15 protein-coding genes are annotated in these 14,797 nt (G+C 40.5%); 4 read left to right on the forward strand and 11 right to left on the reverse strand.

Annotated features, from left to right (window positions below):
* Positions 1-30: 30 nt before the first annotated feature.
* The gene (locus tag QYC40_RS14340) at positions 31-312 is read right to left on the reverse strand and encodes an ATP-dependent Clp protease adaptor ClpS (RefSeq protein ID WP_149525026.1); all 282 of its coding nucleotides are present in this window, start codon (positions 310-312) and stop codon (positions 31-33) included.
* A 68-nt stretch (positions 313-380) separates the two neighbouring features.
* Between QYC40_RS14340 and QYC40_RS14345 the strand changes: the two genes are divergently transcribed.
* A complete protein-coding gene (locus QYC40_RS14345; protein ID WP_301990809.1) occupies positions 381-1,427 on the forward strand; it encodes a 3-oxoacyl-ACP synthase III family protein in 1,047 nt (348 codons plus the stop codon).
* Positions 1,428-1,553: 126 nt separating this feature from the next.
* On the opposite strand, the gene QYC40_RS14350 is transcribed toward QYC40_RS14345, so the two are convergent.
* The 10 genes from QYC40_RS14350 to QYC40_RS14395 all read right to left on the reverse strand — a co-directional run bounded on the left by QYC40_RS14350 (position 1,554) and on the right by QYC40_RS14395 (position 10,746).
* The gene (locus QYC40_RS14350) at positions 1,554-2,234 is read right to left on the reverse strand and encodes a sterol desaturase family protein (protein WP_301990810.1); all 681 of its coding nucleotides are present in this window, start codon (positions 2,232-2,234) and stop codon (positions 1,554-1,556) included.
* A gap of 433 nt (positions 2,235-2,667) precedes the next feature.
* Positions 2,668-3,546, reverse strand: a complete 879-nt coding sequence (atpG, locus tag QYC40_RS14355; protein WP_301990811.1) for an ATP synthase F1 subunit gamma — start codon at positions 3,544-3,546, stop codon at positions 2,668-2,670.
* Positions 3,547-3,654: 108 nt separating this feature from the next.
* Positions 3,655-5,229 (reverse strand): F0F1 ATP synthase subunit alpha, encoded by a 1,575-nt coding sequence (gene atpA / locus QYC40_RS14360; RefSeq protein ID WP_149525023.1) that lies wholly within the window; start codon positions 5,227-5,229, stop codon positions 3,655-3,657.
* A 57-nt stretch (positions 5,230-5,286) separates the two neighbouring features.
* Positions 5,287-5,826, reverse strand: coding sequence for a F0F1 ATP synthase subunit delta (locus tag QYC40_RS14365; RefSeq protein ID WP_301990812.1), 540 nt, complete (start codon positions 5,824-5,826; stop codon positions 5,287-5,289).
* A 26-nt stretch (positions 5,827-5,852) separates the two neighbouring features.
* A complete protein-coding gene (locus tag QYC40_RS14370; protein WP_149525021.1) occupies positions 5,853-6,353 on the reverse strand; it encodes a F0F1 ATP synthase subunit B in 501 nt (166 codons plus the stop codon).
* 104 nt (positions 6,354-6,457) lie between these two features.
* Positions 6,458-6,649, reverse strand: coding sequence for an ATP synthase F0 subunit C (gene atpE / locus QYC40_RS14375; RefSeq protein ID WP_099367593.1), 192 nt, complete (start codon positions 6,647-6,649; stop codon positions 6,458-6,460).
* 38 nt (positions 6,650-6,687) lie between these two features.
* Positions 6,688-7,776 (reverse strand): F0F1 ATP synthase subunit A, encoded by a 1,089-nt coding sequence (gene atpB, locus QYC40_RS14380; protein ID WP_301990813.1) that lies wholly within the window; start codon positions 7,774-7,776, stop codon positions 6,688-6,690.
* 88 nt (positions 7,777-7,864) lie between these two features.
* Positions 7,865-8,269 (reverse strand): hypothetical protein, encoded by a 405-nt coding sequence (locus tag QYC40_RS14385; RefSeq protein WP_149525018.1) that lies wholly within the window; start codon positions 8,267-8,269, stop codon positions 7,865-7,867.
* Positions 8,262-8,489 carry an AtpZ/AtpI family protein gene (locus tag QYC40_RS14390; protein WP_246172455.1) on the reverse strand — a complete coding sequence of 76 codons (228 nt, stop codon included), beginning with the start codon at positions 8,487-8,489 and terminating at the stop codon, positions 8,262-8,264. The genes QYC40_RS14385 and QYC40_RS14390 overlap by 8 nt, the downstream gene beginning before the upstream one ends.
* A gap of 40 nt (positions 8,490-8,529) precedes the next feature.
* Positions 8,530-10,746 carry a helix-turn-helix domain-containing protein gene (locus QYC40_RS14395; protein WP_301990814.1) on the reverse strand — a complete coding sequence of 739 codons (2,217 nt, stop codon included), beginning with the start codon at positions 10,744-10,746 and terminating at the stop codon, positions 8,530-8,532.
* A gap of 111 nt (positions 10,747-10,857) precedes the next feature.
* Here QYC40_RS14395 and QYC40_RS14400 point away from each other — a divergent pair, with 111 nt between their 5' ends.
* The 3 genes from QYC40_RS14400 (at position 10,858) to purU (ending at position 14,386) form a co-directional block, all read left to right on the forward strand.
* Positions 10,858-11,364 carry a phosphoheptose isomerase gene (locus tag QYC40_RS14400; RefSeq protein WP_301990815.1) on the forward strand — a complete coding sequence of 169 codons (507 nt, stop codon included), beginning with the start codon at positions 10,858-10,860 and terminating at the stop codon, positions 11,362-11,364.
* A 276-nt stretch (positions 11,365-11,640) separates the two neighbouring features.
* Complete coding sequence (locus tag QYC40_RS14405; RefSeq protein ID WP_301990816.1) at positions 11,641-13,494, forward strand: DNA topoisomerase IV subunit B; 1,854 nt, start codon at positions 11,641-11,643, stop codon at positions 13,492-13,494.
* A gap of 49 nt (positions 13,495-13,543) precedes the next feature.
* Positions 13,544-14,386 (forward strand): formyltetrahydrofolate deformylase, encoded by an 843-nt coding sequence (gene purU, locus QYC40_RS14410; protein ID WP_301990817.1) that lies wholly within the window; start codon positions 13,544-13,546, stop codon positions 14,384-14,386.
* Positions 14,387-14,797 lie beyond the last annotated feature (411 nt).

Consider the following 14,797-nt stretch of genomic DNA (forward strand, 5'->3'; position numbering starts at 1 on the left):
TAACTGCATTATTACGTGTATTTTAGACCCTTACTCTATACTAACGGTAAGTCCCTCAGACTTTAAGATCTTCCGATAGACTTCCATTTCCGTATAGGAGCCTTCGAGAATCGCGCATTTTCCTTTGGTATGAACAGTCCAAGCTATTCTTGCCGCTTCTTCCTCACCGTATTGCAGATAATGCATCAAACATTCGATCACATGATCAAAGGTATTGATATCATCATTCCATAAAATCAATCGATTGGACTCCTTCGTTACGGCTAGTATTTCTTCAAGTGTAAATGCCTCGGTTTCTACCTCTACGCTCATAAAGCAAAAATAGCTTATTTTTCAAATAATTCCTTAATTTTGGCGAATTGTTTACTAATAAAGACCCTATGTTTCAATCGAAAATAGCTGGACTAGGCTACTATGTCCCTAAGAATGTATATACCAACAACGATATGACACGTTTTATGGAGACCTCTGATGAATGGATCCAGGAACGTACGGGTATCAAGGAAAGACGATTTGCAGATCGCGTTGGAGAGACAACGACTAGCATGGCGGTAGAGGCTTCTAAAATTGCTATCGAGCGAGCAAACACAACCGCTGAAGAAATCGACTTTATTATTTTCGCAACATTATCTCCCGATTATTATTTCCCTGGCTGCGGCGTTTTGTTACAAAGAGAGATGGGAATGAAAGAAGTCGGTGCATTGGATGTCAGAAATCAATGCTCAGGCTTTGTATATGCATTATCTATTGCCGATCAGTTTATTAAGACCGGCATGTACAAGAACATCCTTGTTGTAGGATCGGAGAAGCATTCCTTCGCCTTAGACTTTTCTACGCGCGGACGTGCGGTATCTGTTATCTTCGGAGACGGCGCTGGAGCGGTTGTATTGCAACCGACTACAGAGCCTGGAAAAGGTATTCTTAGCACGCATCTTCATTCTGATGGTGCAGAAGCTGAAAAACTAGCAATGTATTATCCTGGGGCTTCTGCGGGATGCTATTTGGAAAACCCACCTACATGGCCAGATCAAGAGCTTGGCGGTATGTTGATGACGAAAGAAATGCTGGAAGATGGTTCTGCTTTCCCCTATATGGACGGACAAGCAGTATTCAAAAAAGCAGTCGTAAAATTTCCTGAAGTGATCGGCGAAGCCTTAGCTAAAAATAACTTAAAACCAACGGATATTGACATGTTGATTCCGCATCAGGCAAACTTACGTATCTCGCAATTTGTGCAGAAGACGATGGGATTGCCGGATGAGAAGATCTTCAACAACATACAAAAATATGGCAATACAACAGCTGCATCGGTGCCAATCGCCCTTTGTGAGGCTTGGGAGCAAGGAAAGATTAAGGATGGTGACCTAGTATGTCTAGCAGCTTTCGGTGCTGGCTTCACCTGGGGATCTGCATTAATTCGCTGGTAAGAAATTAAAAATACTTCCAGGTATCTGTGGAAAAAGCCACAGGAATGAAAGTTCTTGATGGCCATTGAAAACAGATACTTCCAGAAAAAAAAAGAGCGGGCTATCGATAACGATAGCCCGCTCTTTTTATACATTTTCAACAGTTTCTTGCGATAGTTTCTCTGTCTTCACGCTCTTGGCTGGTTTCTTCTTAGGGAATCCGGAATTAAAAAATACATCCCATATAGACGAACTTACACCAAAACCCTTATCTGGATCCGAGTAATGATGTAACATATGGTGATCTTTTATTCTTTTGAAGATTCCAGACTTGAAATTTGCATGATGCATCGCATAATGGCTCTCGTCATAGATCAAGTATCCTAAGAGAAATCCAGCAAAGAACGCTGCCAAGGTAAACTCGGCAAAGAAAAAACTAAATAGAATATAAATTATGGTAGCCATTGGAATGCTGGCTGATAATGGCATTACTAAACGCAATCTATCCTTCGGAAAGTCATGATGCACGCCGTGGAAGATGAAGTGGATCCGCTGTCCGAACTTTGAGCTAGGCTCATAATGAAACACCCATCGATGGAGTACATATTCTGCAAGCGTCCAAAAAGCTAGTCCGAAGAGAAACCACAGTGCAATTTCCCCTGCTGTCATCCCTCCTTGAGCAGACGCTTTCCAAATAAAATAAATGATGACAGGAATCCAAAAAATAAGTGGAACAGTAAAGTGAACCTTGGTTAATGACTCCAAAAAATCATTCTTAAACATACGTGAAGATTCCGTAGAATTGGAAACATATAACTTCTTCGCCATAGCACTCATTCTAAAAAGTAAACCCTAATAGTTAATAATCTAGCCATAATAGCAAAAGGCTAGCATAATTGAATTAGAACAAATGTAATTAAAATTGGTTCGGACTTACTTTATTTACTGATATTTTGACAATTTTTAGATAAAAGTCAGAATAGTAGTTAGTATTTAGTAGTTAGTAGGTAGACGCAGGGTTGGAATTAGCTTCTATGTATGAGAGAATAGGTGTAATACAATAAATAAAAGACACCTCCTACGATCTCTCCTCTCCTAGATACCTTTTCGCAGAAATACATATCCACAATCCTTAATAACTTACATCTGATATCTAAAATATAATATCAGCCTTAGGTCTAAATACTAACTACTATATACTAAATACTAAAAAAGCCACTGACTACGTCAGTGGCTTTCCTTATACAAATATTTTTTATGCTTATCCGTTTGATAGCGCTGCAGCACCGGAAACAATTTCTGTTAACTCGGTTGTAATAGCAGCTTGACGAGCCTGGTTGTACGACAATTTCAATGAACGTAATAAATCACCTGCGTTTTCAGTTGCTTTATCCATTGCAGTCATACGAGCACCATGTTCTGAAGCATTAGAATCTAGAACAGCTTTATAAAGCTGAATCTTGATTGCTTTAGGAATTAGCTCTTCAATAATCTTCTCTTTAGAAGGTTCGATAATGTAATCAAGTTCTGCAACATTCTCTTCTTTCTCCTCAGGAAGCAGAGGTAAGATTTGCTCTGAAGTAAGGATTTGAACTGCAGCATTACGGAATTGGTTATAAACAACCTCAACGCGGTCGATATTACCTTCCTTGAACTGATCCATAACATACTCTGTAACTTTAGACACGTTTTCGAAGTCTAGGTTATTGAATAGTTCATTATGGTTACCAATTACATTAAAGTTGCGTCTGCTAAAGAAATCATGACCTCTCTTACCGATAGCAATAATACTAACATCACCTCTTGCAAATTGATCCGCATATTTATCAGCGATCAAGTTGTTGGCAGTCTTAATCGCATTCGCGTTGAATGCACCAGCCAAACCTCTGTTCGAGGTAACCACAATAACCAAAACCTTTGTAGGAATACGATCTTGTGTATAAGGCGAATTATTACCCTCTACAGATGCCGATACTTGTGCTAAAATGTCTCTTAACTTGTTAGCATAAGGACGTAATTGCACAATAGCATTTGTCGCACGCTTCAACTTCGCAGCAGAAACCATTTTCATAGCTTTCGTAATCTGCTGAGTCGATGTTACGGAGGTAATACGATTTCTAACTTCTTTTAAGTTTGCCATATTTCTTTTTTAGATATAGGATCTCAGATTTCAGATGAGTGAACTATCCTCAAAAGAATAAATCACCCATCCTACTCTATGATCTAATGTCTATACTCTAATGTCTAATTAATATTTAGAAGCTAATTCTTTAGCTACCTTTTCTAATACATCAGTCAACTCATCGGAGAATTTACCAGCTTTTAATGCTGACAAAACTTCTGGATGACGTTGTTCCAATTGAGTTAAGAACTCCTCTTCGAATTGTCTTACTTTATTTACCGGAACAGCACGCAATAAGCCTTTTGTACCTGCGTAAATAATAGCAACTTGTTTCTCTACAGCAACTGGTGAATATTGACCTTGTTTAAGGATTTCCACGTTGCGAACCCCTTTATCCAATACTGCTTTCGTTGCAGCATCTAGATCAGATCCGAATTTCGCGAAAGCCTCAAGCTCACGGTATTGTGCTTGGTCTAGTTTCAATGTACCAGCAACTTTCTTCATCGATTTAATCTGCGCATTACCACCAACACGTGATACCGAAATACCTACGTTGATCGCCGGACGGATACCTGCGTTGAATAAGTTAGACTCTAAAAAGATCTGACCGTCAGTAATCGAAATTACGTTAGTCGGGATATAAGCTGATACGTCACCCGCTTGTGTCTCGATAATCGGAAGAGCTGTTAATGAACCACCACCCTTTACTAAGTGTTTGATAGACTCTGGAAGGTCGTTCATGTTGCGAGCGATCTCATCAGAAGAGTTGATCTTCGCAGCACGCTCTAATAAACGAGAGTGAAGGTAGAATACGTCTCCTGGGTATGCCTCACGGCCTGGAGGACGTTTCAATAATAAAGACACCTCACGGTAAGCCACAGCCTGTTTAGATAAATCATCATAAACGATTAATGCAGGGCGACCTGTATCACGGAAGAACTCGCCGATTGCAGCACCCGCCATTGGCGCATAGAACTGCATTGGAGCTGGATCAGCTGCAGATGCAGACACGATCACAGTGTAAGGCATTGCACCTCTTTCTTCCAAGGTACGAACGATGTTCGCTACTGTAGAGTTCTTTTGACCTACAGCAACATATATACAGAATACTGGTTGACCAGCATCATAGAATTCTTTTTGATTTAAGATCGTATCGATACATACCGCAGTTTTACCTGTCTGACGGTCACCGATTACTAACTCACGTTGTCCACGACCAATTGGAATCATCGCATCGATTGCTTTGATACCTGTTTGTAATGGCTCAGTTACCGGCTGACGGTAGATAACACCTGGAGCTTTACGCTCGATAGGCATTTCGTATGTCTCACCAGCGATAGGTCCTTTACCATCGATTGGCTGACCTAAAGTATTTACTACACGGCCTAACATACCTTCACCTACTTTAATAGATGCGATACGGTTAGTACGTTTGATAGTATCACCTTCTTTGATTTCATCTGAAGAACCTAAGATTACGACACCCACGTTGTCTTCTTCTAAGTTCATCACAATACCTTGTAATCCGTTTGCAAACTCAACCAACTCGCCTGATTGAACTTTTGTTAAGCCGTAAATACGTGCAATACCGTCACCTACTTGTAATACGGTACCCACTTCTTCTAACTCGGCCTCTGACTTAAAGCCTGACAATTGCTCTCTAAGAATTGCCGAAACTTCATCTGGTCTTACCTCTATCATTGTTTAAATTCGTATAAGGGGTTTTTATTCTATTATTTCTATGACTCGCTAGGCGGATTAGTGCCCTGCGAAATGTCTTTCTAATTTCTCTAATTTACCGTTGATGCTTGCATCAATTTGTCTATCACCAACGCGAACAACAAAACCACCAATCAAAGATTTATCAACCTTGTTAGACAAGATCACTTCTTTATTGATTTGTTGAGCGATAGCCGTGCGCAAAGCTTGTAAATTATCTTCCGATAGCGGAGCTGCTGAAGTAACTTCTGCTTTCACAATTCCCTTCACCTCGTTATACTCAGCGATGAACTCTTGCGCAGTAGCATATACCAATTCAGCACGTCCTTTTTTCACCATGATATTGAAGAAACCGATAATCTCTGGCTTCACCTTACCCTGGAATAATGCGTTCAAGATCGCCAATTTCTTATCTGTTTTGATAATTGGGTTCTTTAAAACAGCTTGCAACTCCGTACTCGACTTCAGAATCGCCACGATTTCCTCCATGTCGACCTTAATTTCGTCTAAGTTGTTATGCTCTTTTGACAAATCAATTAATGATTTGGCATATCTTGAAGCTACTTTGAAAACTGACATACGTTAATTCTTAATTTGGTAAGCAATTAGTTTAATTTCACATCTTTCAACAAATCAGAAACTAATGCTTCTTGTTTGTTTTGATCTTCAAACTCTTTGCTTAATACTTTACGAGCAATATCCAAAGATAATGCAGACACTTGATTTTTAACCTCAGCTAAAGCTTTTTGTTTTTGGTCTTCGATCTCACGTTTTGCTTGCTCGATGATTTTACCACCTTCAGCTTGAGCTACTTCTTTCGCCTCAGCAACAATCTTATCTTTCAACTCCTTTGCTTCTTTTAAGATGATATCACGTTCCTCACGAGCTTGCTTTAATAAAGCCTCATTCTCGTTCGTTAAACGCGCCATCTCTAACTTCGCTTTCTCAGCAGAAGCTAAAGCATCAGAAATACCTTTTTCGCGCTCTTCTAAAGCGTTTACAATAGGTTTCCAAGCAAACTTACCTAGGATAAAGATAACGATCAATAAGATGATCAATTGCCAGAAGAACAGACCGTACGAAAACTGATTAATTAATGCGTCCATTTATGTATGTATAAAATATAGATTTTAAGTTCTTTTTTTTTTGTTAAAACATAACTTGCAACCAACCGTTACAAGTTATGCTTATTTTTTTCAAATCTTGGCGCTTATTTACCTAAGATTAAAGCACCGAATGCTAAACCTTCAACAAGGGCACCGATGATGATCATTGCAGTTTGAATTTTTGATGCTGCTTCTGGTTGACGAGCGATAGCTTCCATTGCAGAACCACCGATTTTACCTAAACCTAAACCTGCACCAATTACGATTAAACCTGCACCTACTAAATTTGGGATCATAATAATTATTATTTATATAATTTAACAAAAAAATTCTACTAGTGATGAGCGTGTTCTTCTACCGCCATACCGATAAACAGGGATGACAACATCGTAAAGATAAACGCCTGTAAAAATGCAACCAATAACTCAAGGAAGAATAAGATCAATGTTAATAACATCGACACACCGATACTTCCAGGGATAGTCAATTGATGTTGGAATAAGTAAACGATTGCAATTAATCCCATTACCACAGAGTGACCTGCTGTAATGTTTGCAAACAAACGTAGCATTAACGAGAAAGGCTTAGTAAACATACCTAGAACCTCGATTGGCGCTAATACGAATTTAAAAGGAACCGGTACACCTGGCATCCAAAAGATGTGCTTCCAATAGTCTTTGTTTGCTTTGAATGTCGTGATGACGAACGTAAATAAAGCTAAACACAAAGTGATGGAGATATTACCTGTAACGTTGAATCCTAGTGGAGTCAATCCTAATAAGTTTAAAGTGAAGATCAAGAAGAATACCGAAAGCAAATACGGCATAAATTCTTTGTAACGGTGGCCGATGTTGGGAATCGCCATCTCGTCACGTACGTAAAGCACTAAAGGCTCTAATACACGTGCGAAACCTTTAGGGATAGCGTTCGCACCGTTTTTATAAGTTTTTGCTAAACCGATGAAACCGATAAACAACAATAATGCTGTCAACATTAAACCTAAAACGTTCTTTGTAATCGAGAAATCTAAAGGTTTTGCATTCGTTGCATGATGCTTATCATCATAGGTAATTGTGCCGGCAGCATCTGTTTTATAGATTTTACCGTGGTATAGTTTGTAATAATTTCCAGCCTTTTCAACTACTTTATCGCCATGTTCAAATTCAGCAGCTGAAAACACATGAAGACCGTTGTCAATCAAAATTACAGGAAGAGCGAAGCCATAATGCTTGTTTGCTTCTTTATCCACGAAGAACGTCCAATAGTAATCATCCTGTAAGTGATGATCAATGTGTTCTTTGATTTCTTGGTCTTTTGTTTTCCCCTCAGTTCCATGTGCTTCCTCAGCAGCGAACGAGCGAAATGGGCTTACAGCGATAAATAATACTGCGATAAATAAAAGTACTCTTCTCAGACTCACCATTTTAACTAGTGTTGAATTATGACAAATTTTGCGCAAAAATACAATTTTATTTGGCATTAGTTCATATTTATGAAAACTTTTTGAAAATTTACTTTTCCACATTGCGACCTTCCGTGTTGAGTAAACGAAATGCAATATAGACATCGAAAAAAAGATATAAAAAGAATACGCCTAAGAAATTCAATTCAATGAAATTATTCTCCAATAAATCTAGGCCAGAATGAATAAAAATATAACTCGCAACAGACTTCAATAACATGGCTCCCAGGAATACAAAACCCAATTGCTTAGGCATCGCATATTCGGCGCCATACAGGAATAAAATCATCACTAAAGAAGACACTGCACCGAAGGTATACATGCTCGCCAAACTATAGTCCGTTCCAATCCACCAGTGGTCCTGGTCATTAATCTTAAGGATAAAATAATGAAGCCCGTAGGCAATACCCGTCAGAACAACCAAGTAGATTAAGAATTCGAAAATTTTATTCATTTTTATTGATATAGTTTACCTGTCTAATAAATTGGTACATCGAAACCAATACACCCAGCATCGTCAATCCCTTCATCCACCACTCTCCCTCAACTTGATATTTGCCGTCAAGCCAAGTTCCAACCCAATAGAAAGCATAAATAGTCACGCCCATTTGAAAAGGCATACTCGTGAAAACCAACCACTTATTTACTTTCTTGTTTGATTTCTCTTCTTTCAAAGGTATTCGATTTCAGCAAATATAATTATTTATACCTACGCTAGGGCTTCTCAGCCAATATTTCCACATGCCTTTGTGCTATCCGAATTGCCGGATAATCCACATCAGGCCCTAACATCGTCTTCAACTCTAATGTTGTCGCTTCGGGGTTCTTTTCTATCAGTGTAACAATCTGGCTTAGCTCCTGTTCTGTCATCAAATCCGTAGCTTCCAATTCTGTCCCCATGAAATTGATTAAATGTCCATAAATGGTGCCGGCAACCATATTGCGTTTCTCCGCAATCTCCGCAATCTCCATTCCATCCTGAAACATTTCTAAAGTAATCGACTTCGTATCCTTTTCTTTTTCATTCTCGGACTCCTTTGGAAGATCATCCTTTGGCTTCGCCCAGGTTAACAATTCCTCCGAAACCTGATCATTCGACTTCGTTAATGCCTCCGCAATCGTCAAGCTGTGTTTCAATTGCTCGAACTTGCGTTTAAAATCTAACAACAAGCCTTTCAGCAAAGTCACATACTTCTTCGTACGTTTCTTTACCTTCCATGCTTCTAAATGGGCTTCTAGAGCCTGTAGACAGTCCTTTTCAAAGGTTGGCAAAAACCAATTCACCGCGGCCTTTGAGCGATCGCAGATTAAATCATAATCGATCTCATCTCGCTTGCTCAATAATCCATGCAGTTGGCTCATAAACTTATTCGCCACCTGCTCCTGTTTCTTCAACGAATCTAAAATACCGGTCAATACCGTAATCGCCTCTTCCTTCTGCTCCATCTTCTTATCGCGGTATTCCTCAACAAGTTTTTCGAATTCATCCGTCAACTGATGCCAACGGAACGAGTGCAAAAGAATTTGTCCTAAATAATTCTGTCTGCTCTTTTGCAGGATATCATCTAGATTACCCATAGCGGCCATCTGCTTCATAAAGTTCACCACCTGATGATCCGTGCGAATAGCAAATGGAGAAATCTTAGATCGCAATACCAAACCCTCTAAGCCTGTCAGTCTACTCAGCGCGACATAAACCTGTCCCGCAGCGAATGAAGTACCAGCATCAACGATGGCCTTTTCAAAGGTCAATCCCTGACTCTTATGGATGGTGATTGCCCATGCCAATCGCAAAGGGAATTGCGAAAAGGTACCTAATACCTCTTCTTCTATCTTATCATCGCCTTTATTGTAGGAATAACGGATATTCTCCCAAGTTTCCCGCTTCACCACCACATCTTCCTCATCATTTGGAAAAGAAACGATCACTTGGTGCTTATCCAAATTAATATCCTTAACCGTCCCGATCTTCCCGTTATAATAACGTCGATCCTCCCCTGTGTCATTTTTGATGAACATCACCTGTGCACCGATTCGCAAACTCAGATTCTCGTCTGCCGGGAACATCGATTGACCAAAATCATCCTTAATCAGCGATTTAATCTGATGCAGCTTCGTATCTAAGCTCATCAGCTTCTCCTGATTGATCTGATCAGCAAGACGATTATGAGAGGTTAAGGTAATGTACTGCTCGTCTTTTTCCGGAATAAAATCCGGCTTATAATGTGCATTCAGTTCTTCCAACTCTTCAGCACTCGTTTCATTATTACGGATGCTATTCAGGACGCGAATAAAAGCATCGTCCTGTTGTCTATAGATCTTTTTTAATTCGATCAATATTGGAGGATGCTGCTTGAATACCTTGGCATCGAAAAAAAACATACTGCTATAGTAATCTCTCAACACCTGCCACTCACGATCTTGTACGACCGGCGGCAGCTGATATAAGTCGCCGATAAACAAAACTTGCACACCACCAAAGGGGCGCATATCCCGACGCACACTCTTCAGTATGACATCGATTGCATCCAAGGTATCTGCGCGTACCATCGAAACCTCATCAATCACCAGCAACTCCAACTCTTGAAGAATGGCACGACGTTGCTTCGTCAGCTTAATGGTGCTGAACAGACGATGTTTATTGTAGATAAACTGATCAGTTTCACCCCATTGCAAAGGATAATCCTCGATAAAAACACCAAAGGGCAACCAAAACAATGCATGCAGGGTTGTACCTCCGGCATTCATCGCCGCCACACCGGTAGGCGCCGTAATTGCCATCTTCTTATAACTATTTTCCCGAATAAACTTCAGGAAGGTGGTCTTACCGGTACCGGCCTTACCTGTTAAAAAGATGGGTTGTTGTGTCTGATTGACGAAAGCAACGGCTTGAGCAAAAACATCATTATCAGTATCGAAATTCTGAGACATAGCAAGTAAAATTACAATGGCAAATATACGTCAATTCGGGCTAAGGACTTCGAAATATGCTTGTATTAATACAAAAGTTATATTATCTTCACCATGTAAACGTAAATAACCATGGCATATATTGATAAAAATGATTTGTTCCAAGAGGTTGAAACAAAGTTGACCGAGAAAGGCTTCAAGATTGAGAATGTTGACCAAAACAGACCGTGGGGTGGTTTCTTTGTTATCAATGAGGATCAAGCACAGGAGTTTGCCAATGCATACTTCGAAGGACTTGACGTTCAAGATTTAAAAATATCCGGCAAACTGAGCCCAAAGATTCTTATTGTTGGACCTAACAAACGTCTTTCTTGGCAGTACCATCATCGCAGAGCAGAAATTTGGCGCGTTATTCGCGGCGAAGTGGGCGTAGTAACAAGTCCGAACGATGAGGAGCATGAATTAAAAATCTTGAAAGAAGGCGATTCTATCCGCCTTAGTCAAGGAGAGAGACACCGACTGGTAGGTATGGAATCCTATGGCGTGGTTGCGGAAATCTGGCAACATACCGACGCAGGAAATCCATCGGATGAAGAAGATATTGTACGCGTACAGGATGATTTCGGTCGCGGAGAATAATAAACGATATTTTAAGGAGAAGAGCTGTTCGTTGTGAACAGCTCTTTTTTTTTAATGCCGGCTTTTTGAAGGCCATCCAGAAGGTTAATTCCAGCCAGCATTCAATCGCAACACGGAGGCATATATACCCTGAAATCTCCCATTTCTTATTGCTTAAGGCTACAGATTATTCGACATCAGCCTTGTCGATCTTAGCAACTGCATCAAAGCATGATTGCGTTTACTGTTAAGTTTTTTTATATTTTTGCAATGGTTCATTCATATCTAGTATAAATTATGACAGCATATAACGAAGACAGTATACGATCGCTCGATTGGAAAGAGCATATCCGGTTAAGACCAGGTATGTATATCGGTAAATTGGGAGATGGATCTGCTTACGACGATGGGATTTATGTTTTGCTAAAAGAAGTCGTGGACAACTCGATTGATGAGTTCGTGATGGGCGCTGGCAAGACGATCGATATTTCAGTCAATGACAATAAGGTTTCCGTGCGTGACTATGGCCGCGGTATTCCAATCGGTTCTGTTGTCGATGTTGTTTCCAAAATCAATACCGGTGGTAAGTATGATAGCAAGGCCTTTCAAAAATCGGTCGGTTTAAATGGTGTGGGTACTAAGGCGGTAAATGCTTTGTCCAATCAATTCACCGTACAGTCCTACCGCCAAGGTCAAACGCGTATTGCGCAGTTCAGTAAAGGCGAATTATTAACCGATGAACAAAAAGAAACGACGCAAAGAAACGGCACATCCGTAACTTTCTACCCCGACGACTCTATTTTCAAGAACTATAAATACCGTCTAGAGTTTGTGGAGAATATGATCTGGAATTATGTTTTCCTTAACTCCGGGTTGACTATTAACTTCAACGGCGAGAAATTCGTTTCAGAAAATGGTCTAAAGGATCTATTAGAGCGCAATGTGGACACCGAAGGCATGCGCTATCCTATTATCCATTTACGTGGTGAGGATATCGAAATCGCATTGACCCACGGCCAACAATATGGCGAGGAATATTACTCCTTCGTCAACGGGCAACATACAACACAAGGCGGAACGCATCAAGCGGCATTCCGCGAAGCCGTTGTAAAAACCATCCGCGAATTCTATAAAAAAGAGTTTGATGCTTCCGATGTACGTGCTTCTATCATTGGCGCTATCGCCATCAAAGTTCAGGAACCGGTTTTCGAATCGCAGACAAAGACAAAATTAGGCTCCCAAAGCGTTGGACCCGAAGGACCAACGGTAAGAACTTTCATCAATGACTTCGTGAAAAAAGCATTGGATGACTACCTGCATAAAGACGCTGCAACGGCAGACGCTTTACTAAAACGTATCATGCAGTCGGAACGCGAGCGCAAAGATATTGCAGGCATCAAGAAGTTGGCCAATGAGCGCGCGAAGAAAGCCTCGCTACACAACCGAAAACTAAGAGATTGCAAAATTCACTTCAGCGATAAACATGAACGCAATCTAGAAACTACGTTATTCATTACCGAGGGGGACTCTGCGAGTGGATCGATCACCAAATCTCGCGATGTACAGACACAAGCAGTTTTCAGCTTAAAGGGTAAGCCTTTGAACTCCTATGGGCTGACTAAGAAGATTGTCTACGAAAATGAAGAGTTCAATTTATTGCAGCATGCATTGAATATTGAAGACGGTATCGAAGGACTACGTTACAACAATATCGTCATCGCAACGGATGCCGATGTCGACGGGATGCACATTCGCTTACTCCTAATGACGTTTTTCTTGCAGTTCTTCCCCGACTTAGTGAAAGCAGGCCATGTTTCCATTTTACAAACGCCATTATTCCGCGTAAGAAATAAGAAAGAAACGATATACTGCTATTCTGACGAGGAAAGACAGCGTGCAATCGCTAAATTGGGAGGTAAGCCGGAGATTACCCGATTCAAAGGTCTTGGTGAGATTTCACCTTCCGAGTTCGGTTTGTTTATCGGGAATGACATGCGCTTAGACCCTGTTATTCTTTCAAAAGACAATAAGCTTCCACAGTTGCTCGAATACTACATGGGTAAGAATACCCCAGATCGTCAGCAGCACATTGTCAACAACCTTCGGATAGAAGTTGATCTTGAGGAAGAACTGGCTAAAGAAGCTGTATAACCTTAATGGGGAGGTTTTCCTCCCCTATTTTTTTACAACCTAACCTAACATGCATAATCAAACCTTAATTCTCATCCAGTGCAAGGATGCCGTTGGCCTCGTGGCCATCATTTCCAATGTTTTGGCACAGCACCATCTCAACATCGTTGCGATGCGCGAATTTGTCGATGAAGTCGATCGTAAGTTCTTTGTACGCGTCGTTTGTAGCGGAACACTGCACAATAAGAGCAAACTTCAAGAAGATCTCTCCGCGCAGCTTCCCGCGAGCACCCAACTGACAATCAATCCGGATATTCAAAAGAAGCTTGTTATTCTGGTTACGAAAGAGCATCATTGCCTCGCAGATATCCTGGTTCGTTATTATTTTAAGACCTTACAGGCCGACGTTGCCGCCGTTATCGGAAATTACGATACCCTTCAGCATTTTACCGAGAAATTCGATATCCCTTTCCATTATATCTCGCATGAAGGCATATCAAAGGAAGCATTTGAATTCGAACTTGCCGAAGCGATAAAACCATACCAGCCGGATTATGTCATCCTAGCCAAGTTTATGCGTATTTTATCGCCGACATTCGTAAGCCAGTTTCAAGGTAAACTTGTCAACATCCACCATTCCTTTTTGCCTGCCTTCATTGGTGCTAACCCCTATCAGCAAGCACACGACCGCGGTGTAAAAATTATCGGTGCAACCGCCCACTATGTAACCGATGATCTGGACGAAGGCCCCATTATCGTGCAAAACACCAAATCTATTGACCATAGCTATGACGTGACACGCATGCGAACAGCAGGAAAAGAAATCGAAAAAGCAGTACTCGTAAGAGCAATACAGCTACTGACTGAAGATCGCGTGATGCTGAATGGAAATAGGACCATTGTGTTCAAGTAGTATTTAGTAGTTAGTAGTTAGTATTTAGACCTAGGGCTGCTATAGACATTAGATTTTAGATATTAGAGTATAGTCTTTGAACTTTTTTATTTAGAAGGGAAATTTGTCTTGAACCGGTTTAGAGGGGAAATTTGTCCTGAACTGGTTTAGAAGGAAAATTTGTCTTGAACCAGGAAAGGAAGGATGCAAGGATGAACAGGATATTACGCCATAGGTCTTTATACTAAGTACTAACTACTAAATACTATTGGAAGGATGAACAGGATATTACGCCATAGGTCTTTATACTAAGTACTAACTACTAAATACTATTGCAAGGATGAACAGGATCGGGTATAACGTCATTTTAGGGTATGGAGATCGTACGTTTAAAAGGAGACGTTTAGTGAAACATCTCCAACATTACCAGAC

The sequence above is a fragment of the Sphingobacterium sp. BN32 genome (assembly GCF_030503615.1).
Taxonomy (GTDB): Bacteria; Bacteroidota; Bacteroidia; order Sphingobacteriales; family Sphingobacteriaceae; genus Sphingobacterium.